Raw genomic sequence first — 25167 nt, 5'->3', positions numbered from 1 at the left:
CCGGATCGGCCGAGTTGACGGTCCGTCAGTCGCGTGACTTGCCGAACAGCAGCCGATAGACGATGAGCAGGGCGAGGGCTCCGGCGATCGCGGAGATCCAGGTCGGCAGGTCGAAGAAGTGCACGTTGATCGACTTGTGCAGGAACTTCGAGGACAGCCATCCGCCGATGAACGAACCGGCGATGCCGATCAGCGTGGTGATGACGATGCCGCCCGGGTCCTTGCCGGGAAGCAGCAGCTTGGCGATGGCTCCGGCGAGGAGCCCGAGGATGATCCAACTGACGATGCCCATGCCGTTCTCCTGCCCTTCGCCACGAGGGCCAATCCCGTCGCGCTTCTCCCCCACAAGGACGACTGGCGCAACCGTTCGGTTCCGGCCGCCCCCGCACGCGGGCTGCGGTACCGTCCGGGGAACGAAGGGGGTGGCGGGGTGCGGTGGAAGGTGTACGGGGAACGCCCGGTGTACCAGGATCCGTGGCTGAACGTGTGGGTCGCGGACGTCGAACTGCCGGACGGGCAGCGCTTCGAGCACCACGTGGTGAAGCTGCGCCACCTCGCGGTGGCGGCGGTGGTCAACGACCGCAGCGAGGTGCTGATGCTGTGGCGGCACCGGTTCATCACCGACACCTGGGCATGGGAGCTGCCGATGGGCCTGGTCGAGCCGGGTGAGGACCCGGCGGCCGCGGCGGCCCGGGAGGCCCTGGAGGAGACCGGCTGGCGGGTGTCGCACGTCCGCCCCCTGATCTACGCCCAGCCGGCCGCGGGCATCACCGACTCCGAGCACTTCGTCTTCCGCGCCGAACCGGCGGAGTTCACCGGCCCACCCACCGAACAGAACGAGTCCGACCGGATCGCATGGGTCCCGCTCGCCGACCTGCGCGCGATGACGGCCCGCCGCGAAATCGTCAGCAGCGCCACCCTGGTGGGCGTGCTCGCCCTCCTCCTCGACGAGGCATCCTGACGCAACCGTCAACCACTGACGGGCGGATCGACGGCGACCGGCTCGGCATCGAAGCGCAGCGCGCCGGTGTCGAACAGGGGCAGGACGACCCGGCCGGTCGCCTTCCGTCAACTCTCCTGCGCGTGCCCCGCCCCGGGCGCCGTGCAGCGGATCAGGGCGTGCACGTGACGGACCAGCCCCTGGGCGTGGCGGCGGACTTGGGTGGGCCAGTGGGAGCCGCGGGCGATGCCGTCGGCGAGGAACTCCAGGGTGGTGAGTTCGGCGGCGCACAGTTCGGCGACCCGGGCGGCGGCGGCGTGCGGCGGCAGGCCGCGGTGGACTTCCAGGGCGCGCACCATCCCGGAGGCGTCGGCGAGGTCGCCGACCCAGCAGACCAGGTGCTGGAAGCGTGCCAGCAGGTCGGTGAGTTGCGGGTGGCGGTGCAGCTGGTCGGGCAGGTCGAGGCCGTGGGCGAGTTCCACCCAGTGGCCCGCGCACCGGACCGCGCCGTCGCGGCCGTACTGGGTCAGGTACTGCGGGACGCTCGGAACGGCACCGCCGGTGCCCAGCCGCGCGAGTGAACTGTCCAGGTGGGAACGGAAGTCGGCGGCGCAGCGGGTCTGCCATTCGGGTCCGGCGAGTGCCGCGCTGTCGTGCCAGAGCCCCTCGAACGCCCGCACCAGCGCCGGGCTGTCCTCGTTCCGCGCGGCGGGTACCTGGCCGGTGGCGGTCAGTGCCCGGAGTGCGCCGAGGGTCCGCCGGGCCGTGTCGCTCGGCTCGCCGGGCCACCCCAGCTCGATGTGCTCGTCGAGGATCCGGGTCAGCACCAGCCACTTGGTGGCGGCCCGCAGCCCGGGCCCGGCGGGGACGTCGCCCCAGCTGCGGGCGGCGAGGTCCAGGTGGCCCCGGTCGAGGCGGCGGGCGGCGGTGGCCGTGTCCAGGACGCCGGTGGCGGTGAGCCAGTGCGCGATCTCGTCGCGCAGCGCTGCGGCGTGCGGGTGCGGCGCCAATTCGGGTGTCCGGGCGAGCAGTTCGGCCGCCGGTCCGGTGGGAGCGAGGTGCGCGCTGGCTGGGCTCATGACGGCTGGCTCCTCGCCGCTCGGGGGCGTTCGACGTGAGGAAGTCTGGTCGAACGCCTCCGAGTTGCGGTGCAGAACCGGCGGCCGTTCCCCCGCCCGGCCGATCCACCCGTTCATCCGATCATGAGCCCGGCCCTCCCCCGCCGGCCGGGGTTTCAGTTCCGCCGAAGCGTGCACTGCCCGTCACGGCACTCCCGTTGCAGCCGCCCCCGGGAGAGTGTCTGCGCCAGGCCGATCGCCCAGCACATCGGGCAGCCGCGCAGCGCGACCAGTCCGAGCGGCGCCAGCAACAGGGCGACCGGCCCGGCCGCCGGAAGCAGCGCGAACCCGGCGCCGATCGCCCCGAACCCGAGCCCGCCGCGCAGCAGATGACGCGTCAGGGTGGCGCTGGCGAAGTCGGCCGGGCCGCTCATCGCGGGCCGCCGAGTTCGGCCCGGACGGCCGCCCGGGCGCGGTGCAGCCGGGACTTCATCGCGGCGGTGCTCAGTCCGAGCGCCTCCGCGACCGCCCGGCCGCCGTACCCCTGCAGGTCGCGCATGATCAGCACCCGCCGCTGGTCGGCGGGCAGCGCGGCGATCGCCGCCGCGACCCGTTCGGTGTCCAGCCGCCGCAGTGCCTCCTGCTCGGCGGAGTCCGCCGACCCGGCCGGCACCTCGGGTGCGCCCGGTGCGACGCGGATCCGCCGCAGGCACTCGTTGCGGACGATCCGGAACAGCCAGGAGGCGAGCGCGCCGGTGGCCCGCAGCATGCCGATCCGCCGGTAGAGGATGATCAGCGCCTCCTGCGCGGCGTCCTCCGCGTCCTCGGGGCTGGCGCACAGCGAGTGGGCGAACCGTCGCACCTTCGGGTGGGCGCCCGCCACCAGCGCGTCGATCGAGTCCGGGTCGCCGCAGCGGGCCGCGGCGATCACCTCCTCGGGAGGCCAGGACGTCTCAACCACGCTTGCCCCGCTTCGACTTGAGCACGAGGGCGCAGGTGCAGAGCAGTACCGCGCCGGCGCCGATGGCAATGGCCACCACCATGGAGTCCCTCCGAGCTGTCGCGTCCGGCGGCCGTCCGCCGGTACGTGTGCCCGTAAGAGGGGACGAGCACCGAAAAGGATTCGGCGCTCCCCGGCCCGCCCCCGCCCGGGCCGCTCTCAGCTCTCGCGCTCCGCCTTGCTGCGCTCCACGCAGAACTCGTTCCCCTCGATGTCGGCCAGCACGGCCCAGCCCGTCCCGTCCGCGTTGCGCCGGTCGTCGACCAGCGTCGCGCCCAGGGCGAGCAGCCGGGTGACCTCCTCGTCCCGCGTCCGGTCCTGCGGCTGGAGGTCGAAGTGCAGCCGGTTCTTGCCGGCCTTGGCCTCCGGCACCCTGATGAACAGCAGGTTCGCGTCCGCGATCAGCGCCTCCGGGTCTCCGGGGAAGTCCTCGGCCTGCAGCGGCAGTTCGAGTACCTGCGCCCAGAAGGAGCCGAGGGTGTAGGGGTCGAGGCAGTCCACGGTCACATGACGAATGACAGAGCTCATATGAAAATCCTCATCTGCTGTCGCGCCGCCACGCAATGGGATTTACGCTCCGCCGACATGCCCCCGTTCAGCCCGAAATATCCGTTGGTTGATGATGCGTCAGCCTACGATCCGGCCATTCCCGAACAGCGAATGGAGGACGGCCGCGATGGCGCGTCGACATGGGACCTGAGCCTGCCGGTCGGCGCCACCGTGACGCTCACCTACTCGGTCACGGCCGACCAGGACATCCCGAGCGGCGCCAAGCTGACCAACCTGGCCGCGCCCGACCACTTCGGGCACTGCACCTCGGCGGCCGGCGGTCGTCAGCCCGTCGCCCACCCCGAAGCCCAAGCCCAGCAAGCCCCACCACAAGGGCGAGAAGGGCGCGAAGGGCGAGCGCCTGCCCGAGACCGGTTCGGACCTCACCGTCCCGGCCGCGGCCGCTGCCGGCCTGCTGCTGCTCATCGGCGGCGGACTGCTCTGGTGGCGCCGCAATGGGCAGCGCCACTGACCTCCGACCGCTGACCTGCGACCGCTGACCTGCGATCACTGATCTGCGACAACTGATCTGCGGCCACTGACCTCTGACTGATCGACCGGGCGGGTCCGTCTTCGACGACGGGCCCGCCCCCGGCATTTCCCCCACCGCCGACAGTAAAATGTTACTGTTCGGCGCATGTCGCTCCCACTTCCGCTCCCCGAGGTGAAGGCCGAACTCGACCGCCTCACCGCCGAGTTCTTCGACGCCTTCGACAACCGCGACGGCCGCCCCGCCGACGCCGGCCGCCTGCGCCGCCTGATGCTCCCCGACAGCATCATCGTGATCACCGAGCCCCGCTACCAGACCCTCACCCTCGAAGAGTTCCTCGCCCCCCGCGAACTCCTGCTCTCCAGCGGCCGGTTGACCGAGTTCCACGAGTGGGAGACCAGCGAGCGCACCGAAATCGCCGGCTCCATCGCCAGCCGCATGCTGGAGTACCGCAAGTCCGGCCTGCTCGACGGCGAACCCTACGAAGGCGGCGGCACCAAGACCATCCAGTTCGTCCGCACCCCCGACGGCTGGCGCATCTCGGCCTTCGCCTGGGACGACCAGCCGTAACCGGCGCCGCGCAGCCGCAGGCCGCCACCCGGGTCCGGGGCCGCACCGCCCCTGTGCCACAGTCGTCCCGGAGGTGGCGGGATGGTCGGGCGGGTACTGGTGGTGGACGACGACGCGGCGATCCGGCGGAGTCTGGAACGGGGGTTGCGGCTGAGCGGATTCGCCGTGACCCTCGCGGCGGACGGGCCCAGCGCGCTCGCCCGGCTCACGGACGCGCCGCCGGACGTCGTGGTGCTCGACGTCGGACTGCCGGGCCTGGCGGGCACCGAGGTGTGCCGGACGCTGCGGGCCCGCGGCGACGACACCCCGGTGCTGATGCTGTCCGCGCTCGACGAACTCGCCGACCGGGTGGCCGGGTTGCAGGCGGGCGCGGACGACTACCTGGTCAAGCCGTTCGCACTGGAGGAGCTGGTGCTCCGCCTGCACGCCCTGCTCCGCCGCCGCCCGCCGCAGCCCTCCGACCTGCTCCGGGTGGGCCCGCTGCGGATCCACCCGGAGACCCGCGAGGCGTTCTGGGAGGACGAGGAACTCCGGCTCACCCGGCGCGAGTTCGAGCTGCTCACCCAGTTCGCCCGCAACCCGGGCATCGTGCTCTCCCGCGAGCTGCTGCTGGATAGGGTCTGGGGCTACGACTTCGACGTCCGCAGCGACGCCGTCGACACCTTCGTCTCCTACCTGCGCCGGAAGCTGGAGGCGTCCGGAGAGCGGCCCCGCCTGATCCACACGGTGCGCGGCGTCGGCTTCGTCCTGCGTACCCCCAACTCCGCCGAGAGAAGCTCCTGTTGAAGCTCTCCACCCGGATCGCGCTGGGCGCCGCGCTGCTGGTTCCGCTGCTGGTGGCCGCCGCCGCGGCCCTGCTGCTGCCGCTGGTCAACGCCGACCTGCACCGCCGCCAGGACACCCAACTGGGCGACCGCGCGGCCGCGTTGCTCCCGAACGCCCGCGCCCTGCTGGCCGCCGGCGCCAAGGGCAGACCGAAGGCCGAGCAGAACCAGCAGCGCAAGATGCTGGACGCCGCCCTGGACGCGGGCGTCCGCGTCACCGCCGCCGACGGCACCATCCTGCTCGCGGCCGGATCGCAGCCCGAGGACCCTCAACTCCTGCCCGCCGGCGGCACCGTGACGGTCCACGAACGGGGCAGCGCCTGGCGCGTCCTGACGGTGAAGCTGAACAGCGGGGACACCACCGGCACGCTGTGGGTGCTCTCCCCCGCCGGCCAGCCGGCCGAGGAACTGCGGGCGGTGCGGCAGCGGGTGCTGCTGGTGGCGCTGCTGGCGGCGCCGCTCTCGGGGCTGATCGCCTTCGCCCTGGCCGAACACGCCACCCTGCCGCTGCGCCGCCTGGGCCGCCGGGCGGCCGCGCTGGACCCGCGGACCGGGCACGCGGTGTTCGCGCACACCCGGACGGGCACCGCGGAGGTGGACGAACTCTCCGGCGCGATCGCCCTGTTGCTGTCCCGCTACGACGAGCAGGCGGCCCGCACCGCGCAGGCCCTGGACACCGCGCGGTCGTTCTCCTCCGCCGCCTCGCACGAGTTGCGCACCCCGCTGATGAGCCTGCGCACCAACCTGGACGTGCTGGCCGCGCACCCGGACCTGCCCCAGGCCGAACGCGCCGAGATCCTGGCCGAGTTGCGGCAGGACCACGCCCGCACGGCGGACCTGCTGAGCGCCCTGTACACGCTGGCCCGGGGCGACCTGGTGGAGCTGTCCGCGTTCGCCCCGGTGGACTTCGCCGAACTGGTCGACGCCGCCGTCGAACAGGCCCGCCGCCGCCACCCGCAGGTCGTCTTCCGCACCGAACTCCCGGCGGAGGCACGGGTGTTCGGCTGGGAGTCGGGCCTGCGCATCCTGCTCGACAACCTGCTGGGCAACGCGGCCGTGCACGGCGGCACCCAGGAGCGGCCCGCCGAGGTGGACGTCCGGCTGCGGATCGAGGGCACCGCCGCGCGGCTCACCGTAGACGACCGCGGCCCGGGCATTCCGCCCGCCGAACGCGCCGCCGTCTTCCACCGCTTCCACCGCCGCCCGGACAGCCCGGGTTCCGGCCTCGGCCTCACCCTGGTCGCCCAACAGGCCGCCCTGCACCGCGGCTCCGTCACCGCCACCACCCGCCCCGACCCCCCGGGCTGCCGCCTGGAGCTCCGCCTCCCGCTGCTCCGCGACCACGCCCCCGTGCCCGAACTCCCGGCTCCCCGCGCCTGGTTGACCGCACCTGAGCAACCCCCGGGCAGAGCTTCCTGAGCGGGTCGGCGTTCCACAGGGTTTCCACAAGAAGCCCCCGTACGGTCGCGGGCGCGGCCGGGCGGTCCGGCCGTGAAAGGCACGTGGGAAGGGGAATGCCATGCGGATCAACCGGACGGTCGCCGCGGCCGGGGTGCTCGCGCTGGCGGGCGCACTGCTGGCGGCGGGGCCCGCGCAGGCGGCGAGCGGGTCGGCGCCGAAGGGCGACGGGGCGAAGTCGATCTGCAAGCGACTGCCGAAGACCGAGGAGAAGCTCGACCAGGCGCTCACCCGGCTGCACGGCGACGCGAGCGTGAACGGCTCGATCGCCCGCCTGGAGCAGCGGGTGGACAACGCCAAGAAGGCCGGCCACGCCGAGATCGAGAAGTACCTGAACGACCGGCTGACGGCCCGCCGCGCCCTGGTGTCCACCCTGGACACCCGCAAGGCGGACCTGAAGTCGGTCGCGGACTGGTGCGCGAAGAACGCCCCGGCGGCGGCCAAGTGACCCCTCGCCCCACCGTCGCGGCTGCCGCGCTGGCCGCGCTCGCGCTGGCCTCGGCGGCCCTGCTGACGGCCTGCGGCCCGACCTCGGCGCCCGCCGATGGGCCGGACAGCTCGCAGGTCCAGCAGATGCAGCAGAAGGTGGACGCGGCGGACAGCGCCGCCGCCCAGGCCGACGAGGACGCCGGCCAGGACAACTGAGATCCCCTGCGGCCCGTGCTCTCCCCGGAGTGCGGGCCGTGGGCTTTCCCATCACGTGAGACGGATCCGCTCACTATCCGACCACCTGCGCGGCGGAACTTGACGCGCCGCCACCGCGTCCTGAAGCATCGGCGGCATGAATCCCGGCACCTTCCTGGTCTGCCGCCTGCACGTCGATCTGCGACGCCAGGCGAGCGACATGTGTGCCTGTTGACCTTGCCCGCGTAACCCCGGGTGACTTCCGCGCGGCCCTGTGAGTCGAGCCAGGGCCGTCGTGCGACCCCGCGCGGCACCCCCGTATCGCCCGTCCGGCGGTACGCCCACCTGCACTCCCGCCGTCCCGTTCCCGCAGTCCGCCGTCCGCCGAACTCCGGCGACGGCCGCCCCGGCACTCCCCGGAGGAGACCCATGCCCACCGCCCCGGCCGCACCCGTTCTCGATGCCCCCGCCCGCCCCCCGCTGTCGCCGAACGCGCTGCGCCGGATCGTCCGTGATCTGGCCGAGCGCCCGGATCAATGGCTGCACCGGGTACGGCTGTCCGCCGGGGACCGCTGGTACGAGCGCCTGGAGCTGGCGCAGGACCACGAGGTGTGGCTGATCAGCTGGCTGCCGGGGCAGTCGACGGGGTTCCACGACCACGGCGGCTCGCGCGGGGCGTTCGCGGTGGCGCTGGGCGAGCTGGAGGAGCTGGCGCTGGCCGGTCCGGAGCACGGCCTGACCTCGCGTCGCCTCACGGCGGGCGCCGAGCGGGCGTTCGGGCCGCAGTACCTGCACGATGTCCGCAACACCTCGCCGGGGCCGGCGGTGACCCTGCACGCGTACTCGCCGCCGCTGAGCGGGATGTCCCGGTACGAGCTGCGGGCCGGCGGCCTGGTGCGGACGGCGACGGAAGGACCGGAGCAGTGGTGACGACGGTGGATCAGCTGGTGGCCCGGGCCCGCGTGGGGCTGGAGCGGCCGGGCCCGGAGCAGGCCCGGGCGGCGGTGGCGGCCGGTGCCCGGCTGGTGGACATCCGTCCGGCCGCACAGCGCGCCCGGGAGGGTGAGATTCCGGGAGCGCTGATCATCGAACGCAACGTGCTGGAGTGGCGGCTCGACCCGACGGGCAGTCACCGGATTCCCGAAGCAACCGGACATGACGTGCGGTGGATTGTAGTCTGCTCGGAGGGCTACGCCTCCTCTCTCGCGGCAGCCTCGCTACGCGAGTTGGGCCTGTTCCGGGCGACCGACCTGGACGGCGGGTTCGTGGCCTGGGCGGCGGCCGGCCTGCCCACCCGTTCGGTGGATCAAGGTTTGCGGTGACTGACGCACGGGAAGCCGGACAGACGTATTCAGATCAGTGTTCGATAATTCGCTCGGCCATCGCTAGGACCCTTCCGTGATCAGATTCGAGGGCGCCGCCAAGCGCCACCCCGACGGCACGGTTGCCGTCCGAGGCCTGGACCTCGACGTACCGGCGGGCCGCACCACGGTCCTGGTCGGTCCGTCCGGCTGCGGCAAGACCACCATCCTGCGGATGGTCAACCGGATGGTGGTGCCGACCGGCGGCCGGGTCCTGCTGGAGGGCACCGACGTCGCCACCCTGCCGGCCGCGCGGCTGCGGCGCGGCATCGGGTACGTCATCCAGCAGGCCGGACTGTTCCCGCACCGGCGGGTGATCGACAACGTGGCCACCGTGCCCCGGCTGCTCGGCTGGGACCGCAAGCGGGCCCGGGCCCGGGCGGCGGAGCTGCTGGAACTGGTCGGCCTGCCGCCGGAGACCGCCCGCCGCTACCCGGCGCAGCTCTCCGGCGGCCAGCAGCAACGGGTGGGCGTGGCACGGGCGTTGGCGGCGGATCCGCCGGTGCTGCTGATGGACGAGCCGTTCAGCGCGGTCGATCCGCTGGTGCGCGCCGGGCTGCAGGAAGAACTGCTGCGCCTGCAGGCCGAGTTGGGCAAGACAGTGCTGTTCGTGACGCACGACATCGAGGAGGCGGTGCGACTCGGCGACCGGGTGGTGGTACTGCGCGAGCACGGCGAGATCGCCCAACTCGCCGACCCGCACACCCTGTTGACCGCACCGGCGGACGCCGGGGTGGCCGCCTTCCTGGGCCGGGACCGGGGCCTGCGCGGCCTGGGCCTGCGCCCGGCCGCCGACGTCCCGCTCGCCAAGCTCGAACCCGCCTACGAGGACTGGACCTTGACGCTGGACCGGGACGGCCGCCCGGAGCACTGGGTGCGGAGCGACCGGCGCCACCCGGTGCCGGTGTTCGCCCCGTACCGGGACAATCTGCGCTCGGCGCTGGACGCGGCGGTGCTGGCCCCCTCGGGCCACGCCGTGGCGGTGGACGCCGACGGCCGGGCGATCGGCACCGCGAGCCGGGCCGCCGTGGTGGCCGCGCTCGCCGAGTCGGGGGCGCACGGTTCGGGATCGCACGATTCCGGGGCGCACGATTCCGAGGCGCAGGATTCCGGGGCGCACGATTCCGAGGCGGGGGATTCCGGGTCGCAGGATTCGGGGGCGCAGGTGAACCATGCTGGACGGTGAGCCGCTGGTGCGCTGGCACTGGCTCGGCGACCACCTGGGCTACCTGGCCGGTCTGACGGGCGACCACGCCGTGATCGCGCTCGTCCCGGTGCTGATCGGACTGCTGCTGGCGGTGCCGCTGGGCCTGGCCTGCACGCGCTTTCCCCGGCTGTACCAGCCGCTCGCGGCGGTGTTCAACGTGGTGTACGCGCTGCCCTCGCTGGCGGTGTTCGTGGTGCTGATCCCGTACACGGGGCTGGCCACCCGGGAGACCGTGATGGTGCCGCTGACGTTCTACGCGCTGGCGGTGCTGCTGCCGACCACGGTGGACGGGCTGCGGGCGGTGCCGGAGCCGGTGCGGCAGGCCGCCACCGCGATGGGCTACGGACCGTGGCGCAGGCTGGCCGCCGTCGAGCTCCCGGCCTCCGTGCCGTACTTGATAGCGGGCCTGCGGGTGGCCGCGGTGTCCTCGATCTCGCTGGCGGCGGTCGGCGCGCTGGTCGGCCGGGGCGGGCTCGGTTACCTGTTCGTGGACGGCTTCCAGCGGACCTTCCCGACCCCGATCCTGGCCGGGATCGTGCTGGTGGCGCTGCTGGCGCTGGTCTGCGACCTGCTGCTGGTCGCGGCCCGCCGCCTGCTCGCGCCGTGGGCGACGGGGGTGGCGCGGTGAACTGGTTCGGCTGGCTGCACGACTTCTTCGCCGACCCGGCGCACCGGTCCGGGCCGGACTCGATCCTCAACCGGGTCCTGGAGCATCTGGCGTTCTCCGCCGAGGCGCTGGCGCTCGCCACGCTGCTCGCGGTGCCGCTGGGCCTGCTGATCGGCTACACCGGGCGCGGCCTGTTCCTGGTCACCGCGCTGACCGGCATCGCCCGCGCGCTGCCCACCCTGGGCCTGGTCACGCTGGCGGTACTGCTCGCGGGCGTCGGCGACACCGCGGTGCTGCTCCCGCTGACGGCGCTCGCCGCGCCACCGCTGCTGGTGGCCGCCGCCGAGGGCATCCGCGGCACCGACCCGGACGTCCGCGACGCGGCCCGCGGCATCGGCCTCACCCACCCGCAGACGCTCTTCCAGGTCTGCCTCCCGTCCGCTCTGCCCACCCTGCTCGCGGGTGCCCGCACCGCCGCCGTCCAGGTGATCGCCACCGCCACCGTCGCCGCCTATGTCGGCCTCGGCGGCCTCGGCCGCTACGTCATCGACGGCCTCGCCACCCGCAGCTTCCCCACCACCGTCGGCGGCGCCCTCCTGGTGGTGCTGCTCGCCGTCGCCGTCCAGCTCCTCTTCGCCCTGCTCATCCGGTACGCGACGCCGCGCGGCGCGCGCACCGCCCATGTTGACGAACCCGCGGGCCTGCCCGCACTGGCAAAGGATTCGATATGACGTCCCGTCCGGTCAGAACCGCTGTCGCCGTCGCCGTGCTGCTGCTCGGCGCGGCGGCCTGCTCCTCCTCCGGCGGGGGCGACCCGTTGGCCGCGAAGTCCCCTGCCGCGCCCGGCGGTTCGGGGAAGACCGTGGTGGTCGGTTCGGCGAACTTCCCGGAGAACGTGCTGCTGGCGTCGATCTACTCGCAGGCGCTGCAGGCCAAGGGGGTGAAGGTCGAGGAGAAGTTCAACATCGGCAGCCGGGAGGTGCTGTACGGGCAGTTGCAGTCCGGCGCGCTGACGGTGCTGCCGGAGTACAACGGCGCGCTGCTGGGTTACCTGGACCCCAAGTCGACGGCGACCGGCAAGGAGGCGGTGAACAGCGAGCTGGCCTCGAAGCTGCCGGCCGGGCTGGGCATACTGGACTCGGCGCCGGCCGAGGACAAGGACTCGCTGACGATCACCCAGGAGAGCGCCGACCGGCTGGGTGTGAAGTCGATCGCCGATCTCGCGGGCAAGGCGCAGGATCTGGTGGTGGGCGGCCCGCCGGAGTTCAAGTCGCGGCGGGAGCAGCAGTTCAAGGACGTGTACGGGCTCACCTTCAAGGAGTGGAAGCCGACCGCCGACACCACGGCCAACGCGCTCAAGGACGGCACCGTCCAGGTCGGCAACGTGTTCACCACCGACCCGAAGATCGTCCAGCTGAAGCTGGTCTCGCTGAGCGACCCGAAGAACCTGTTCAGCTCGCAGAACGTCACCCCGCTGGTGAACAAGACGGGCATCGACCCCACCGGGGCAGCGGCGCTCAACGCCGTCTCCGCGAAGCTGGACACCGCCGGGCTGACGGCGCTGATGAAGCGCGTCGCGGTGGACAAGGAGGACCCGTCGGCGGTCGCCAAGGACTGGCTGAAGAGCAACGGCCTGAACTGACCGCGCCGCCCGCCGGCCCCGCACCCCGAAGCGCCGGGTGCGGGGCCGGCGGCATGTCAGGACACCAGGTGGGACGGACAGTTGGGAGTCTTGACAGATAGGTGGTCCAGACCAACCATGGGAGCGTTGTTCTTCCCGACCGGAACGCATCGTGGGGGTGTGACCGCCGGCCGGGGCTTCGTACGCCCCGCACCACCCCGGCACTCCCTGTACCAGGCCGAACGCCCTTGCCCCGTGCCCGAATTGCGGCACGAGGCCGTCCTCCCATGCCTGATGGAGCCTCGATGCGCCTTCACCGACCACTCCAAGCGCTGCTCGCCACGGGCGCGATGGCGGCCGCCTCGCTGGGGCTGATCTCCGCCCCCGCGCAGGCCGCCACCCCGCTGCCGCAGCACGTCTTCGCCCCGTACTTCGAGTCCTGGACGGGCGAGAGCCCGGCCGCGCTGGCCTCCCAGTCCGGTGCCAAGCACCTCACCATGGCGTTCCTGCAGGCCGCCACCAAGGGCTCCTGCACCGCGCTGTGGAACGGCGACACCTCGATGCCGGTGTCCAGCTCCGTCTTCGGCGCCGACATCGCGACCATCCGTGCGAACGGCGGCGACGTGATCCCGTCCTTCGGCGGCTACACCGCCGACAACACGGGCACCGAGATCGCCGACTCGTGCACCGACGTCAACCAGATCGCCGCCCAGTTCGAGAACGTCATCACCACCTACGACGTCTCCCGGATCGACCTGGACATCGAGGACAACTCGCTGACCAACACGGCCGGCATCGACCGCCGCAACAAGGCGATCAAGATCGTCGAGGACTGGGCCGCCGCCAACGGCCGTTCCATCCAGTTCAGTTACACCCTGCCGACCACCACCACCGGCCTGGCCTCCAGCGGCCTCGCGGTGCTGAAGAACGCCGTCACCAACAACGCGCGCATCGACGTCGTCAACATGATGACCTTCGACTACTACGACAACCAGCCGCACGACATGGCCGCGGACACCCAGACCTCCGCGCAGGGCCTGTACAACCAGCTGGCCAAGCTGTACCCGAGCAAGACCGCCGCCCAGATCTGGGGCATGATCGGCATCATCGAGATGCCGGGCATCGACGACTTCGGCGCCGCCGAGACCTTCACCGTCGCCAACGCCACCGCGGTCTACAACTGGGCCGTCTCCAAGGGCATCAACACGCTGTCCTTCTGGGCGCTGCAGCGCGACAACGGCGGCTGCCCCGGCACCGGCGGGCGTGACGACTGCTCGGGCATCGCGCAGAACAAGTGGGACTTCAGCCACATCTTCTCGCAGTTCACCAGCTCCACCACCCCCGCGAACGACTTCTCGCTGGCGCTGAGCCCGGCCACCGGCTCGGTCACGGCGGGCTCCGCCACCTCGGCGACCGTCAACACGGCCGTCACCTCCGGCTCCGCGCAGAGCGTCAACCTGACGGTGGCCACCCAGCCGGTGCCCGGCCTCAACGCCTCGCTGAGCTCCTCCACCGTCATCGCCGGCGGCTCCGCCACGCTGAACATCTCCACCACCTCGGCGCTGGCGAACGGCAGTTACCCGCTGACCGTGACCGGCACCGGCGCGAGCGGCACCCACTCGGCGACGTACACCCTGACCGTCACCGGCGGCACCACCGCCTCCGACTTCTCGCTCGCGCTCTCCCCCGCCGCGGGCAGCGTGCAGGCCGGCTCCTCCGCCACCAGCACGGTCAGCACCGCCGTCACCTCCGGCACCGCCCAGACCGTCGGCCTGTCGGTCTCCGGCGCCCCGGCCGGCGTCACCGCCACCATCGGCCCGGCGAGCGTCACCGCCGGCGGCTCCGCCACGCTGAACATCACCACCACCGCCTCGGCGGCCCCGGGCACCTACAACCTGACCGTCACCGGCACCGGCGCGGGCCGGACCCACACCGCGACGTACGCGCTGACCGTCACCGGCGTCACCCCGCCCGCCGGGCTGGTCAACGGTGACTTCGAGAGCGGCAGCCTCACCCCGTGGACCTGCCAGAGCGGCGCCGCCGTCGTCGGCAGCCCCGTGCACAGCGGCTCCAAGGCCCTCCAGGTCACCCCGACCGCCGGCACCACCGGCGAGTGCGGCCAGAGCGTCACCCTCGCCCCGAACCACGCGTACACCCTGACCGCCTGGGTCCAGGGCCCGTACGCCTACGCCGGGGTCAGCGGCGGCGCCACCGCCTCCTCCTGGGCCAACGGCACCTCCTGGACCAAGCTGACCATCCCGTTCACCACCGGCGCCAGCGGCACCGTCACGGTCTACCTGCACGGCTGGTACGGCCAGGGCGCGGTCTACGGCGACGACTTCTCGATCGCCTGACGCCTCGTCGGCTCAACGGCCGCGCCCGGCCGGTGGCTGCTGTTCGCCACCGGCCGGGCGCGGCCACTGTGTTGCTCAGCTCCTGCTGCGGTACAGCGGCAGGAACGACACCAGCGCCAGCAGCGAGCAGCCCAGCACGATCAGGCCGAGGGCGGTCGCGGACGGGTGGCCGCCGGCGCTGCTGAGCGGGGCGACCAGCGAGCCGCACAGGAAGGTGCCGGTGCCGAGCAGCGCGGACGCCGAACCCGCCGCGTGCGGCGCCATGGTGAGGGCCTGCCCGTTGGCGTTCGGCATGATCACGCCCATCGAGCCCATCAGCACGGCGAGCGCCGGCCACACCCCGGCCAGGCCGGTGTCCCAGACGGTGGTGCACAGCACCACGGCCAGGCCGGCCGCCACGGCCACCGTCAGCCCGGAGACCAGCAGCACCGGCCCGGGGAAGCGCTGCACCAGCACCCGGCCGTTCAGCTGGGTGACGGCCAGCAGCACGATCGAGTTGACCGCGAACACCAGGCTGTAGGTCTGCGGGGAGATCCGGTACACGTCCTGCAGCACCACCGACGAACCGCCGACGTACGCGAACAGCGCGCCGAACGCGAAGGTGCTGGTGAGCAGGTAGCCGAGGAACGGGCGGTCGCCCAGCAGTCCGCCGATGGCGCGGACGGTGGTGCCGAGGCCGTCGCCGTGGCGGCGTTCGGGCGGCAGGGTCTCGCGGATGCCGAGCGCGGAGCCGACGGTGAGCAGCGCGCCGAGCACGGCCAGGGTGAGGAAGGTGCCGCGCCAGTCGGTGACATGGAGCAGCTGGGCGCCGGCGACGGGGGCGAGGATCGGGGCGAGACCGGAGATCAGTCCCATGGTGGCGAGGAAACGTATCATCGCGACGCCTTCGAGCCGGTCGCGGACGATCGCCCGGGCGATCACCAGCCCCGCGGAGCCCGCCGCGCCCTGGAGCGCGCGGCCGGCCACCAGCATCGGCATCGTGGTGGCCACGGCGCACATCACGCTGGCCGCGGTGTAGACGGCGAGTCCGGCCAGCAGCGGGCGGCGGCGGCCGATGCGGTCGCTGAGCGGGCCGAACAGCAGCTGGCCGGCGGCCATGCCGAGCAGCGAGCCGGTCAGGGTGAGCTGGGCGGCGGGCGCGGTGGAGTGCAGGTCGGCGGTCAGCTCGGGCAGCGCGGGCAGGTAGAGGTCGGTGGTGCTCGGCCCGAGCGCGGCGAGGCTGCCCAGGACGGCCACGGTGGCCGCCGCGAACGGGGCCTTGCTCGGTGCGCCGGAGACGGAGTCGGATCGGCCGGGGGCTACGGGGACGGTCTGGTCGCCGTCGGCATCGACGGTCGGGCCTGGCATGGTGCTCCTCGTGGTGTCAGGTATGCGCACCGTCCTATCGCATCCGCCCACCTGCCCGAAAGGCCGGACCCCGCCCGCTCAGCGCACGGATACGCCGCTGGGCCGGGCGCCGGGCCACCACCGCAGCGTCCTGCCGCATCCGCCCGGATCGCCCGGACGGGGCTCCCTCAGCGCACCGGAACGCTGCTGGGCCTGGCGCTGGCCACCACCGCGGCGTCCTGCCGCATCCGCCCGGGTCGCCCGGACGGGCGCTCCCTCAGCGCACCGGAACGCTGCTGGGCCTGGCGCTGGCCACCACCGCAGCGTCCTGCCAGCCGTACAGCTGATCGCCGATCAGCGCGACGTCGTACAGGCCGCAGTGCGCGGTGGCGCGCTGCGGGGTGTCGCTCGGGAACCAGTGGGCCCGCAGGTGGACGCTGCCGATCGGGCGCCCCTCGGTGCACCCGGCGGGCAGCGTCCGGTCGGGCAGCGTGGCGCGGATCAGCCGGTCGGCGTCCTGACTGTCCGCCAGGAACGCGATCCGCACGGCCGTGTCGGGCAGCCAGCTCGGCACCTGACTGCCCGCCGCCTTGGCGGCGGCGCCCGTCGGGTAACGCAGGGTCTGGTCCATCCGGTCCTGCGCCTTCTGTATCGCGGCGGGCGCGAGCATCACCACCAGCGCCGCAACAGCCGCTCCGCCCACCACCACCGCCGCCGCCCGCCGCACGCCGCCCATCCCTGCCCCACCCAATCCCGCCGTCCACCGTCCCCTCCATGGTGCCCCCGCCCCGACCCCCCGCCCATGCGCACCAGGTACCGCCCGGGATCGTCCCCCAGGCGGACACCCGACCCCCATCCCCCGACTTCCGGCGGAGACCACCCCACCCGAAAGGGGGAGCCAGGCCCTGCCTGCGGTGGGAACTTCCCGGCCCCTCGTGCATCCGGCCTCCCCGACGAGCCAGCCTTCGCCGGGAATCAGCGGAACTCGTGGACCACCTGGATCTCGCCCACCAGGTGCTGGTTGAACTCGGCCAACTCCTCGGCGGGGACCCACAGTTCGAGGATGGTCTCGCCGCCGGCCTGCTGCACGGGGTAGCGCTTGAGGAACTCGGTCTCGACCTCGAAGCGCGTCACGTACCCGGCGCCGGACGCCGGGACGTTCCAGTCCCGGGCGATCCGGATCGCGTAGTCCTCGTTCAGGACGGGGTAGAAGATCGGCTGCTCGGGCAGCCGCGGCGGCCAGGCGCGCCAGCCGGACGCGGCGACCAGGGCCAGTTCCTCGGGGCCGGTGGGGCGCCAGAGGGTGGTGGTCGGGAGCCGTTGCGTCGTCATGGCGCCACCGTAGGGGCCGCGCGGGTGCCCTGACCAGCGAATATCAGCGGTAGGCGGACTCGCCGGTGATGGCCTCGCCGAGGACCAGGGTGTGGATCTCGGAGGTGCCCTCGTAGGTGAGGACGGATTCGAGGTTGTTGGCGTGGCGCAGGACGGGGTAGGCGGTGGTGATGCCGTTGGCGCCGAGGATGGTGCGGGCGGTGCGGGCGATCTCCAGTGCGGTGCGGACGTTGTTGAGCTTGCCGAAGGAGATGTGCGCGGGCTGGGCGCGGCCCTCGTCCTTGAGGCGGCCGATCCGGACGGCGACCAGGTAGGCCTTCTCCAGTTCCAGGGCCATGTCGACGAGCTTCTGCTGGGTGAGCTGGAAGCCGCCGATGGGGCGGCCGAACTGTTCGCGGTCGCGGGCGTAGTCGACGGCGGCCCGGTAGCAGTCGCGGGCGGCGCCGACGGTGCCCCACAGGATGCCGTAGCGGGCCTCGCCGAGGGAGGACAGCGGGGCGCGCAGGCCGCGCGCGTGGGGCAGCATCGCCTCGGCGGGCAACCGGACGCCGTCGAAGGCGAGTTCGCTGGTGACGGAGGCGCGCAGGGAGAGCTTGCCGGGGATGTCGCGGGTGGTGAACCCGGGGGTTCCCTGCGGGACGAGGAAGCCGCGCACGCCGTCCTCGGTGGCGGCCCACACCACGGCGACGTCGGAGACCGAGCCGTTGGTGATCCACATCTTGGCGCCGTCGAGGATCCAGTCGCCGCCGTCGCGCCGGGCCCGGGTGCGCATCGCGGCCGGGTCGGAGCCGACCTCGGGTTCGGTCAGGGCGAAGCAGCCGACGGCCCGTCCGGCGGCCAGCTCCGGCAGCCAGCGCTGCTTCTGCTCCTCGGAGCCGTAGGCGTGGATGGAGCGCATGGCGAGCGAGCCCTGCACCGAGACGAAGCTGCGCAGGCCGGAGTCGGCGGCCTCCAGTTCCATGCAGGCGACGCCGTATTCGGTGGCGGTGGAGCCGGTGCAGCCGTAGCCGTCCAGGTGCATGCCGAGGACGCCGAGTTTGCCGAGTTCGGGGGCGATCTCGCGGACCGGGAAGGTGCCGCGTTCGAACCAGTCGGCGAGGTGCGGCCGGATCTGCCGGTCGGTGAAGGCGCGCACGGTGTCGCGGATCAACCGCTCGTCGTCGGTGAGCAGTTCGTCGACGCCGAGCAGGTCGAGCGGGTCGGGGCGGCCGGCGGTCTTCGCGGACGGCGTGGTGGACATGGGGCGGGCTCCTCGGAGGCTTGCGCGGAACGGGGCTACCGAGGAGTATGCCGCCCGTCCGGCCCGGAGTCTTGACGCGGACAGGGCGAGCTGATTCCCTGTCAGATCAGGAAACTTTCCTAACAGTTGAGCGGCCGGACGACCCTCCGCCGGCCGCGTCCACGACTCCCGGAACGGTGACCCATGGCCAAGCCCACCCTCGCCCGTCCGCTGCTCGCCCTCGCCGCCACCGCCGCCCTCTCGGCCGGCGCGCTCGCCCTGGCCCCGGCCGGGCAGGCCGCCTCCCCCGACCCGGTCGGCCTCAACGCCCCGTACGAGTACCTGGGCTGGGGCAGCCCGCAGAACCCGGTGCAGGTGATGCAGGCCACCGGCGCCACCCAGTTCACGCTGGCCTTCATGCTCTCCGACGGCGGCTGCAACCCGAAGTGGGACGGCTCCCGGGCGCTCACCGGCGGCAGCGACCAGAGCACCATCAACGCGATCCGCAGCGCTGGCGGCGACGTGCTGGTCTCCTTCGGCGGCTGGAGCGGCAACAAGCTGGGCGAGAAGTGCAGTTCGGCCTCCGCGCTGGCCGGCGCGTACCAGAAGGTGATCGACGCGTACCGGTTGAAGGCGATCGACATCGACATCGAGAACACCGAGGCCGCCAACGCGACGGTCCGCCAGCGGGTGATCAGCGCGCTGAAGACGGTCAAGACCAACAACCCGGGCCTGAAGGTGTACGTCACCTTCGGCACCACCCCCACCGGCCCGGACTCCACCGGCACCGACCTGATCAAGAAGGGCGCGGCGGCCGGCCTCGCGGTGGACGGCTGGACCGTCATGCCGTTCGACTTCGGCGGCCACAGCGGCGCGATGGGCACCGTCTCCACCCAGGCCGCCGACGGCCTGAAGAACGCGGTGGCCGCCGCCTACGGCTACGACTCGGCGACGGCGTACAAGCACATCGGGATCTCCTCGATGAACGGAAAGACCGACGAGTCCGACGAGACGGTCTCCACCGCCGACTTCACCACCATGCTGAACTACGCCAAGGCCCACCACCTGGCCCGGTTCACCTTCTGGGCGGTCAACCGCGACCGCCCGTGCCCGTCCGGCACCTCCGCGGGCGACACCTGCAGCGGCATCAGCCAGTCCGCGTACGCCTTCACCAAGATCATCGCCTCCTACCACGGCTGACGCCGCCTCGGCCCGCGCCACCGGGGGACGGCGCGGGCCGACACGCAGGTGGGACGGGGTGGGAATGCCCGGCGGCCGTGGAAGGCTGACGGGACCAGGAGGTGTCCCACCATGGCGGACAGCAAGAACGAGCAGGGCTGGCGGACCGAGCACGACTCGATGGGCGAGGTGCGGGTGCCGGCGACGGCCAAGTGGCAGGCGCAGACACAGCGCGCGGTCGAGAACTTCCCGGTGTCGGGCCAGCGCCTGGAGCGCGCCCACATCGCGGCGCTGGCCCGGATCAAGGCGGCGGCGGCGACGGTGAACGCGCGCCTGGGCGTGCTGGAGGAGCCGGTCGCGGCAGCGATCCGCTCCGCGGCCGAGGAGGTCGCGGAGGGCCGCTGGGACGGCGAGTTCCCGGTGGACGTGTTCCAGACCGGCTCCGGCACCTCGTCGAACATGAACGCCAATGAGGTGATCGCCACCCTCGCGGGCGAGCGCCTGGGCCGTCCCGTGCACCCGAACGACCAGGTCAACGCCTCACAGTCGTCGAACGACGTGTTCCCGTCCTCGATCCACATCGCGGCCACGGGGGCCGTGGTGCACGAGCTGATCCCGGCGCTGGAGCACCTCGCGGGGGCGCTGGAGGCGAAGGCCGGGGAGTTCGCCGAGGTGGTGAAGTCCGGCCGCACCCACCTGATGGACGCCACGCCCGTCACCCTCGGCCAGGAGTTCGGCGGCTACGCGGCGCAGGTCCGCCACGGCGTGGAGCGGCTGACGGCCACTCTGCCCCGGGTCGCCGAACTGCCGCTCGGCGGAACGGCGGTGGGCACCGGCATCAACACCCCGTCCGGGTTCTCCGCGGCGGTGATCGCCGAGGTCGCCCGGGCCACGGGGCTGCCGCTGACGGAGGCCCGCAACCACTTCGAGGCGCAGGGCGCGCGCGACGGCCTGGTCGAACTGAGCGGCCAGCTGCGCACGGTGGCCGTCGGCTTCACCAAGATCGCCAACGATCTGCGCTGGATGGGCTCCGGCCCGCGCACCGGCCTGGGCGAGATCAACCTGCCGGACCTGCAGCCGGGTTCCTCGATCATGCCGGGCAAGGTCAACCCGGTGCTGCCCGAGGTGGTGCTGATGGTCGCCGCGCAGGTGATCGGCAACGACACCACCGTCACGGTGGCCGGGGCGAGCGGCAACTTCGAGCTGAACGTGATGCTCCCGGTCATCGCCCGCAATGTCCTGGAGTCGGTGCGCCTGCTGGCGAACGCGGCCCGCCTGCTGGCCGACCGCACCATCGACGGCATCACCGCGAACGCGGAGCGCACCCGCGAGTACGCGGAGTCCTCCCCGTCGGTGGTGACCCCGCTCAACCGGTACATCGGCTACGAGGAGGCCGCGAAGGTCGCCAAGCAGTCCCTCGCGGAGCGCAAGACCATCCGCCAGGTGGTGGTCGAACGCGGCTACCTGGACCGCGGCCTGCTCACCGAGGCCCAGCTGGACGAGGCCCTCGACGTCCTGCGGATGACCCGCCCGAGCCAGTAGGGCTTGTCCGGGGCCGCTCAGTACCGCAGCCTCGCCTCTGCCATCTTCGCGATGTCCGCCGTCGCCGGGTCGCCGTGGCGGCGCAGGTACCAGGCCAACCAGTGCAGGGATTCGGCGAGTTGGGCGCGCTGGTGGCCCCGGGGCAGGTGGATCAGCTTGACCGCTTCGCGGACCAGGGGTGCGACGGGTTCGGTGTTGCGCAGCCGGGCCTCGCGGAGGGCGAGGTTGGTGAGGGCGTGCACCAGGCCGGTGAGGTGCTCGGGGCCGGCGAAGGGCAGGGAGCGGTAGCGGGCGACGGATCGGCGGGAGGCGTCGCGGGACGCGCGGTGCCGTTTGCGGTCGGCGTACCGGATGCTCAAGTTGTTGAGCATCCGGGCGAGTTCGCGGTTCTCCCGCTCCCCGCCGGTCCGCTCCGCGACCTGTTCCTGGAGCCCCACCGCCTCCCGGGTGGCGGCCAGCGCCGCCCGGTGGCGGCCGAGTACGGAGAGCCGGTTGCCGAGTGTGTCGAGGCTCTCGGCCAGCAGCGGAGCCACCGGCGCGCCGCGCTGCGCGAGCTCCGCCCGGTGCAGCCGGACGGACTCCTCCAGGACGCCGATCGCCTCCGCCGGGCGGCCGTCCCAGCCGAGCGCCAGGCCGAGGTCGTGCAGCACGGCGGCCAGCGTCGGCCGCGTCCGGGCGTCGGCGGCGGGCAGTTGCCGGGCCAGCGCCAGCGCCTGCTGGAACGCCGTCACCGCGCCCGCCGGGTCGCCGCGGTTCGCCAGCGCGTGCCCGCGCTTCGTCAACTCGGCGATTCTCATCCACTGTTCGCGTGACGGTTCGGGCGCTTCCCGTCGCAGTCGCCCGTCGGGGCCGACGCGGTAGCCCCGCTCGCGCAGGGTCGCGTCCAGTTCGGCGACCAGTTCCGGGTTGTGCCGGACGGCCCGGCGGTGGGTGTCGGCGAGTTCTTCCAGCACCGGCTCCCGTTCGTGGTGGCGGCCGGTGTGCTCCAGCTCCTGGACCAGGCTGGCCAGCGCCACCCAGTACGCGACCCGGTCCGGGCCCCGGCCGCCGCCCGCTGCCCGGTATCCCGCGACGGCTTCCTGGGCGACGTCCACGGCTTCCTGGTGGCGGCCGGCCTCGCCGAGGGCGATGCCCAGGTCGGCGAGGGCGGAGGCGAGTTCGAGGTCCTGCTGCCGGCCGGGGTGGCGGGTGGCGAGTCGTCGGCGCAGGGCCACGGCTTCCCGGACGGTGTCGACGGCCTCGGTGCGGGCGCCCGTCCCGGCGAGCTGGTTGGCCAGGTTCTCCAGGGCGGCGGCGGTCGGCGGCCCGAACACCCGGAGGTCGTCGTCGGCCAGCTCCCGGTAGTGGGTGAGCGCTTCGCGGGCGAGCGGCAGCGCGCGGGCGCGTTCACCGCGGTGGCCGAGGGCGAGCGACTGCCGGTACAGCGCGGCCGCCAGTGCGGGCAGGTACTCGGGGCGGACGCCCACCAACTGCCGTGCGGCGGATACGCATTCGGCCAGGGCGGCATCCACTTCGTCCGCCCGCGCCCGGTTGCCCAGCAGCGGGCCGCACCACCGGTGCAGCGCTTCGACCAGGGCGGGCAGCGCCGCGTCCCCGCTCTGCCGGACCTGTTGCCGGGCCGCCACCACGGCCGCCCACAGCTGCTGTTCCCGTACGGTCACTCCGGCCCTCCCCCGTGGTTCCACAGCGTGGCTGCCCGGCCGGCGCCCGCGTCATGCCGCCCGGCCCCGGGCTGTGACCGTTCCCCGACCTGCCGTTCACCTTCCGTCCACCGCGCGGCGCTGCCGGACCCCGTCCCGGCGCCGGACATGGGTCCGCCCCGGCGGCGGGGCCGGGGCGGAAGGAGGTCACGCGACGATCAGGGGCGTCGTCGCGCCGCGCCGGAAGCTCCGGCGAACACCATTCCGACCGCAGCCAGGGCCAGCAGCGTCATGATGCCGCCCGTGATCGTGTTGGTCAGGATGGTCCGGCGGATGTGCGCTCCGCCGTTGACGGCCCAGGGCGCGATGATCGTCCACACGCCGATGACCGCGCAGGCCCAGGCGCGTGCGTGCGTGCGGCCCCATGCCGGGCCGTAGCCCGCCATCAGGACGGTGTAGGCGATACCGAGCACCAGGTTGCTGATGGCCAGGCCTGTGAAGCCGCTGAAGCCGACCACCCATGGCGAGATGGCGAGGAACAGACCGGCGCAGATCGCCAGTGCCTCCGTCCCCTGCCCTGCGGTCGTGGATGTCGCCCGTTCGGCGTGTTCACGCATCTCCAGGATGTCCGGATGATGCTCCATGCCCGACGGCAGCTGGGTAGACACCTGGATCACCTCCTCGTAGTCAGGCCAATGCGAAACCACTTGGTCGCTACCCGGTCTGAGGGGAAACTAACGCTATCGGCCGGTTAATACTTATTTTTTTCTTATCACCCGTTCTGTCCCGTTCCGGGGCCCCGCTGTTCCGACCTCTCCGCTCCCACCCCACGCGCGTACGGTGGAGAACGGAGAGGTTCCCTCATGCACTTCACCGACCGGACCGATGCGGGACGCCGACTCGCCGCCGCGCTCACCGACACCCCCGCCAAGGCCGCCGAGGCGCGGGACGCCGTCGTGGTGGCCCTGCCCCGGGGCGGGGTGCCGGTGGCGGTGGAGGTGGCGGCGGCCCTGGGGGCGCCGCTGGACGTGTGCGTGATCCGCAAGGTGGGGGTGCCGGAGCAGCCGGAGCTGGCGATGGGCGCGGTCGGCGAGGACGGCGCCCGGGTGGTGAACCAGACCGTGGTGGACATGGCCGGCGTCACCCCCGAGCAGTTCGCGGCGGTGGAGGCCCGTGAGCGCGCCGAGCTGGCCCGCCGCGCCGCCGCCTACCGGGAGGGCCGCCCGCCGGTGCCGCTCACCGGGCGCACGGTGCTGGTGGTGGACGACGGGGTGGCGACGGGTTCGACGGCGCTGGCGGCCTGCCGGCTGGTGCGGGCCCGCGGCGCGGCGCGGGTGGTGCTGGCGGTGCCGGTCGCCCCGTACGACTGGACGTCCCGGCTGGCCGGCGCGGCGGACGCGTTCGTCGCGGTGCACACCCCGTCCCGGTTCCTGGCCGTCGGCGAGTTCTACCAGGACTTCCGGCAGACCACGGACGAGGAGGTGCTGGCCGCGCTCGAACAGGCGAACCGGCCGCGCCGCCCGGCGGTGGCCACCCACGAACTGGCCTTCCCGACCGGCCCGGCGGTCATCGCGGTGCCCGAACACCCCATCGGCGTCGTGCTGTTCGCGCACGGCAGCGGCTCCGGCCGGGGCAGCCCGCGCAACCGGAAGGTCGCCGAACGGCTGCACCGGGAAGGCCTGGCCACCGTGCTGTTCGACCTGCTGTCGCCGCACGAGGCCGAGGACCGCTGGAAGGTGTTCGACCCGGGTCTGCTGGGCGGCCGCCTGGCCGAGGCGACCCGCACGGTGCGCCGCCACCCGCCGCTGGCGGGCCTGCCGTTCGGCTACTTCGGGGCGAGCACCGGCGCGGCCGCGGCACTGTGGGCGGCGGCCGACCCGGACACCGCGCCGGGCGCGATCGTCTCCCGCGGCGGCCGCCCGGACCTGGCCGAGGCCCGGCTGCCGATGGTGACCGCGCCGACGCTGCTGATCGTGGGCGGCGCGGACGGGGAGGTGGTGGAGTTGAACCGGCAGGCCCGCTCCGAACTGCGCTGCGAGAGCGCGCTGAAGATCATCCCCGGTGCGGGCCACCTGTTCGAGGAGCCGGGGGCGCTGGAGGCGGTCGCCGACCTGGCCGCGCAGTGGTTCGCCGGACACCTCACCGCGCGTCAACCTGGAGGCGATCGGGCCGGGCACTGAGCAATCCGCCCAGTGCGACCGGCCCCGAGCTGCTCATCTTGTACACATTGAGCAGCCGGAATCGGACCTGTTGCCCACCTCACCGA

At 73.1% G+C, this 25167-nt stretch carries 28 protein-coding genes; 17 read left to right on the top strand and 11 right to left on the bottom strand.

The annotated features are described in order from the left end of the window. Positions 1 to 25: 25 nt before the first annotated feature. Positions 26 to 292, bottom strand: coding sequence for a GlsB/YeaQ/YmgE family stress response membrane protein (locus ACZ6R9_RS10850; protein ID WP_380484542.1), 267 nt, complete (start codon positions 290 to 292; stop codon positions 26 to 28). Positions 293 to 430: 138 nt separating this feature from the next. Here ACZ6R9_RS10850 and ACZ6R9_RS10845 point away from each other — a divergent pair, with 138 nt between their 5' ends. Further along, the gene (locus ACZ6R9_RS10845; protein WP_380484540.1) at positions 431 to 961 is read left to right on the top strand and encodes an NUDIX domain-containing protein; all 531 of its coding nucleotides are present in this window, start codon (positions 431 to 433) and stop codon (positions 959 to 961) included. 107 nt (positions 962 to 1068) lie between these two features. Here the strand turns inward: ACZ6R9_RS10845 and ACZ6R9_RS10840 are convergent, their stop codons facing one another. The 4 genes from ACZ6R9_RS10840 to ACZ6R9_RS10825 form a co-directional block, all read right to left on the bottom strand. Beyond that, positions 1069 to 2019 (bottom strand): terpene synthase family protein, encoded by a 951-nt coding sequence (locus tag ACZ6R9_RS10840; protein ID WP_465537805.1) that lies wholly within the window; start codon positions 2017 to 2019, stop codon positions 1069 to 1071. Positions 2020 to 2174: 155 nt separating this feature from the next. Next, on the bottom strand, positions 2175 to 2432 hold the full coding sequence (locus ACZ6R9_RS10835) for a hypothetical protein (protein WP_380484535.1): 258 nt from the start codon (positions 2430 to 2432) through the stop codon (positions 2175 to 2177). Then, on the bottom strand, positions 2429 to 2959 hold the full coding sequence (locus ACZ6R9_RS10830) for an RNA polymerase sigma factor (protein ID WP_380484533.1): 531 nt from the start codon (positions 2957 to 2959) through the stop codon (positions 2429 to 2431). Before ACZ6R9_RS10830 ends, ACZ6R9_RS10835 begins: the two co-directional genes overlap by 4 nt. A 198-nt stretch (positions 2960 to 3157) precedes the next feature. Continuing rightward, positions 3158 to 3526 carry a VOC family protein gene (locus tag ACZ6R9_RS10825; RefSeq protein ID WP_465537803.1) on the bottom strand — a complete coding sequence of 123 codons (369 nt, stop codon included), beginning with the start codon at positions 3524 to 3526 and terminating at the stop codon, positions 3158 to 3160. Between ACZ6R9_RS10825 and ACZ6R9_RS10820 the strand changes: the two genes are divergently transcribed. From ACZ6R9_RS10820 to ACZ6R9_RS10760, 13 genes are all read left to right on the top strand, one after another. Next, positions 3527 to 4033 (top strand): hypothetical protein, encoded by a 507-nt coding sequence (locus ACZ6R9_RS10820; RefSeq protein WP_465537801.1) that lies wholly within the window; start codon positions 3527 to 3529, stop codon positions 4031 to 4033. A gap of 151 nt (positions 4034 to 4184) precedes the next feature. Continuing rightward, on the top strand, positions 4185 to 4607 hold the full coding sequence (locus tag ACZ6R9_RS10815; protein WP_465537799.1) for a Cif family virulence factor: 423 nt from the start codon (positions 4185 to 4187) through the stop codon (positions 4605 to 4607). Between the two features lie 81 nt (positions 4608 to 4688). Then, positions 4689 to 5393 carry a response regulator transcription factor gene (locus tag ACZ6R9_RS10810; RefSeq protein WP_465537797.1) on the top strand — a complete coding sequence of 235 codons (705 nt, stop codon included), beginning with the start codon at positions 4689 to 4691 and terminating at the stop codon, positions 5391 to 5393. Continuing rightward, entirely contained in the window at positions 5390 to 6850 is a 1461-nt protein-coding gene (locus ACZ6R9_RS10805; protein ID WP_465537795.1) for a sensor histidine kinase, read from the top strand. The genes ACZ6R9_RS10810 and ACZ6R9_RS10805 overlap by 4 nt, the downstream gene beginning before the upstream one ends. A gap of 100 nt (positions 6851 to 6950) precedes the next feature. Further along, positions 6951 to 7337: a hypothetical protein gene (locus ACZ6R9_RS10800; protein WP_465537793.1), complete on the top strand. Its 387-nt coding sequence runs from the start codon at positions 6951 to 6953 to the stop codon at positions 7335 to 7337. Next, entirely contained in the window at positions 7334 to 7534 is a 201-nt protein-coding gene (locus tag ACZ6R9_RS10795; RefSeq protein WP_465537791.1) for a hypothetical protein, read from the top strand. Before ACZ6R9_RS10800 ends, ACZ6R9_RS10795 begins: the two co-directional genes overlap by 4 nt. A 408-nt stretch (positions 7535 to 7942) precedes the next feature. Further along, on the top strand, positions 7943 to 8443 hold the full coding sequence (locus ACZ6R9_RS10790) for a cysteine dioxygenase (RefSeq protein ID WP_380484519.1): 501 nt from the start codon (positions 7943 to 7945) through the stop codon (positions 8441 to 8443). Further along, on the top strand, positions 8437 to 8835 hold the full coding sequence (locus ACZ6R9_RS10785) for a rhodanese-like domain-containing protein (protein ID WP_380484517.1): 399 nt from the start codon (positions 8437 to 8439) through the stop codon (positions 8833 to 8835). Before ACZ6R9_RS10790 ends, ACZ6R9_RS10785 begins: the two co-directional genes overlap by 7 nt. Positions 8836 to 8911: 76 nt before the next feature. Next, on the top strand, positions 8912 to 10060 hold the full coding sequence (locus ACZ6R9_RS10780) for an ABC transporter ATP-binding protein (protein ID WP_465537788.1): 1149 nt from the start codon (positions 8912 to 8914) through the stop codon (positions 10058 to 10060). After that, a complete protein-coding gene (locus ACZ6R9_RS10775) occupies positions 10047 to 10709 on the top strand; it encodes an ABC transporter permease (protein WP_380484513.1) in 663 nt (220 codons plus the stop codon). The genes ACZ6R9_RS10780 and ACZ6R9_RS10775 overlap by 14 nt, the downstream gene beginning before the upstream one ends. Next, a complete protein-coding gene (locus tag ACZ6R9_RS10770) occupies positions 10685 to 11419 on the top strand; it encodes an ABC transporter permease (protein WP_380484511.1) in 735 nt (244 codons plus the stop codon). Before ACZ6R9_RS10775 ends, ACZ6R9_RS10770 begins: the two co-directional genes overlap by 25 nt. Continuing rightward, entirely contained in the window at positions 11416 to 12330 is a 915-nt protein-coding gene (locus ACZ6R9_RS10765; RefSeq protein WP_465537786.1) for an ABC transporter substrate-binding protein, read from the top strand. The genes ACZ6R9_RS10770 and ACZ6R9_RS10765 overlap by 4 nt, the downstream gene beginning before the upstream one ends. A gap of 284 nt (positions 12331 to 12614) precedes the next feature. Then, on the top strand, positions 12615 to 14663 hold the full coding sequence (locus tag ACZ6R9_RS10760; protein ID WP_465537784.1) for a glycosyl hydrolase family 18 protein: 2049 nt from the start codon (positions 12615 to 12617) through the stop codon (positions 14661 to 14663). A gap of 75 nt (positions 14664 to 14738) precedes the next feature. Here ACZ6R9_RS10760 and ACZ6R9_RS10755 read toward each other — a convergent pair whose 3' ends face one another. The 4 genes from ACZ6R9_RS10755 to ACZ6R9_RS10740 all read right to left on the bottom strand — a co-directional run bounded on the left by ACZ6R9_RS10755 (position 14739) and on the right by ACZ6R9_RS10740 (position 18561). Further along, positions 14739 to 16010, bottom strand: a complete 1272-nt coding sequence (locus ACZ6R9_RS10755; RefSeq protein ID WP_465537782.1) for a multidrug effflux MFS transporter — start codon at positions 16008 to 16010, stop codon at positions 14739 to 14741. A gap of 256 nt (positions 16011 to 16266) precedes the next feature. Next, positions 16267 to 16725: a hypothetical protein gene (locus tag ACZ6R9_RS10750; protein WP_380488523.1), complete on the bottom strand. Its 459-nt coding sequence runs from the start codon at positions 16723 to 16725 to the stop codon at positions 16267 to 16269. Between the two features lie 239 nt (positions 16726 to 16964). Then, positions 16965 to 17321 carry a hypothetical protein gene (locus ACZ6R9_RS10745; RefSeq protein ID WP_380488522.1) on the bottom strand — a complete coding sequence of 119 codons (357 nt, stop codon included), beginning with the start codon at positions 17319 to 17321 and terminating at the stop codon, positions 16965 to 16967. Between the two features lie 43 nt (positions 17322 to 17364). Next, on the bottom strand, positions 17365 to 18561 hold the full coding sequence (locus tag ACZ6R9_RS10740) for an acyl-CoA dehydrogenase family protein (protein WP_465537779.1): 1197 nt from the start codon (positions 18559 to 18561) through the stop codon (positions 17365 to 17367). Between the two features lie 183 nt (positions 18562 to 18744). Here ACZ6R9_RS10740 and ACZ6R9_RS10735 point away from each other — a divergent pair, with 183 nt between their 5' ends. Together ACZ6R9_RS10735 and ACZ6R9_RS10730 are read left to right on the top strand one after the other, a co-directional pair. Further along, positions 18745 to 19740: a chitinase gene (locus tag ACZ6R9_RS10735; RefSeq protein ID WP_465537777.1), complete on the top strand. Its 996-nt coding sequence runs from the start codon at positions 18745 to 18747 to the stop codon at positions 19738 to 19740. Between the two features lie 111 nt (positions 19741 to 19851). Continuing rightward, positions 19852 to 21261, top strand: coding sequence for a class II fumarate hydratase (locus ACZ6R9_RS10730; RefSeq protein ID WP_465537775.1), 1410 nt, complete (start codon positions 19852 to 19854; stop codon positions 21259 to 21261). 17 nt (positions 21262 to 21278) lie between these two features. Here ACZ6R9_RS10730 and ACZ6R9_RS10725 read toward each other — a convergent pair whose 3' ends face one another. After that, complete coding sequence (locus ACZ6R9_RS10725; protein WP_465537773.1) at positions 21279 to 22922, bottom strand: tetratricopeptide repeat protein; 1644 nt, start codon at positions 22920 to 22922, stop codon at positions 21279 to 21281. Between the two features lie 197 nt (positions 22923 to 23119). Beyond that, complete coding sequence (locus ACZ6R9_RS10720) at positions 23120 to 23569, bottom strand: SPW repeat protein (RefSeq protein WP_380488515.1); 450 nt, start codon at positions 23567 to 23569, stop codon at positions 23120 to 23122. A 195-nt stretch (positions 23570 to 23764) separates the two neighbouring features. Here ACZ6R9_RS10720 and ACZ6R9_RS10715 point away from each other — a divergent pair, with 195 nt between their 5' ends. After that, positions 23765 to 25081 (top strand): phosphoribosyltransferase family protein, encoded by a 1317-nt coding sequence (locus ACZ6R9_RS10715; RefSeq protein ID WP_380488514.1) that lies wholly within the window; start codon positions 23765 to 23767, stop codon positions 25079 to 25081. Positions 25082 to 25167 lie beyond the last annotated feature (86 nt).

The sequence above is a fragment of the Kitasatospora sp. NPDC048662 genome, assembly GCF_055587065.1.
Note: the sequence above shows the minus strand (reverse complement) of the source record. Positions and strands in the feature narration are given on the sequence as shown.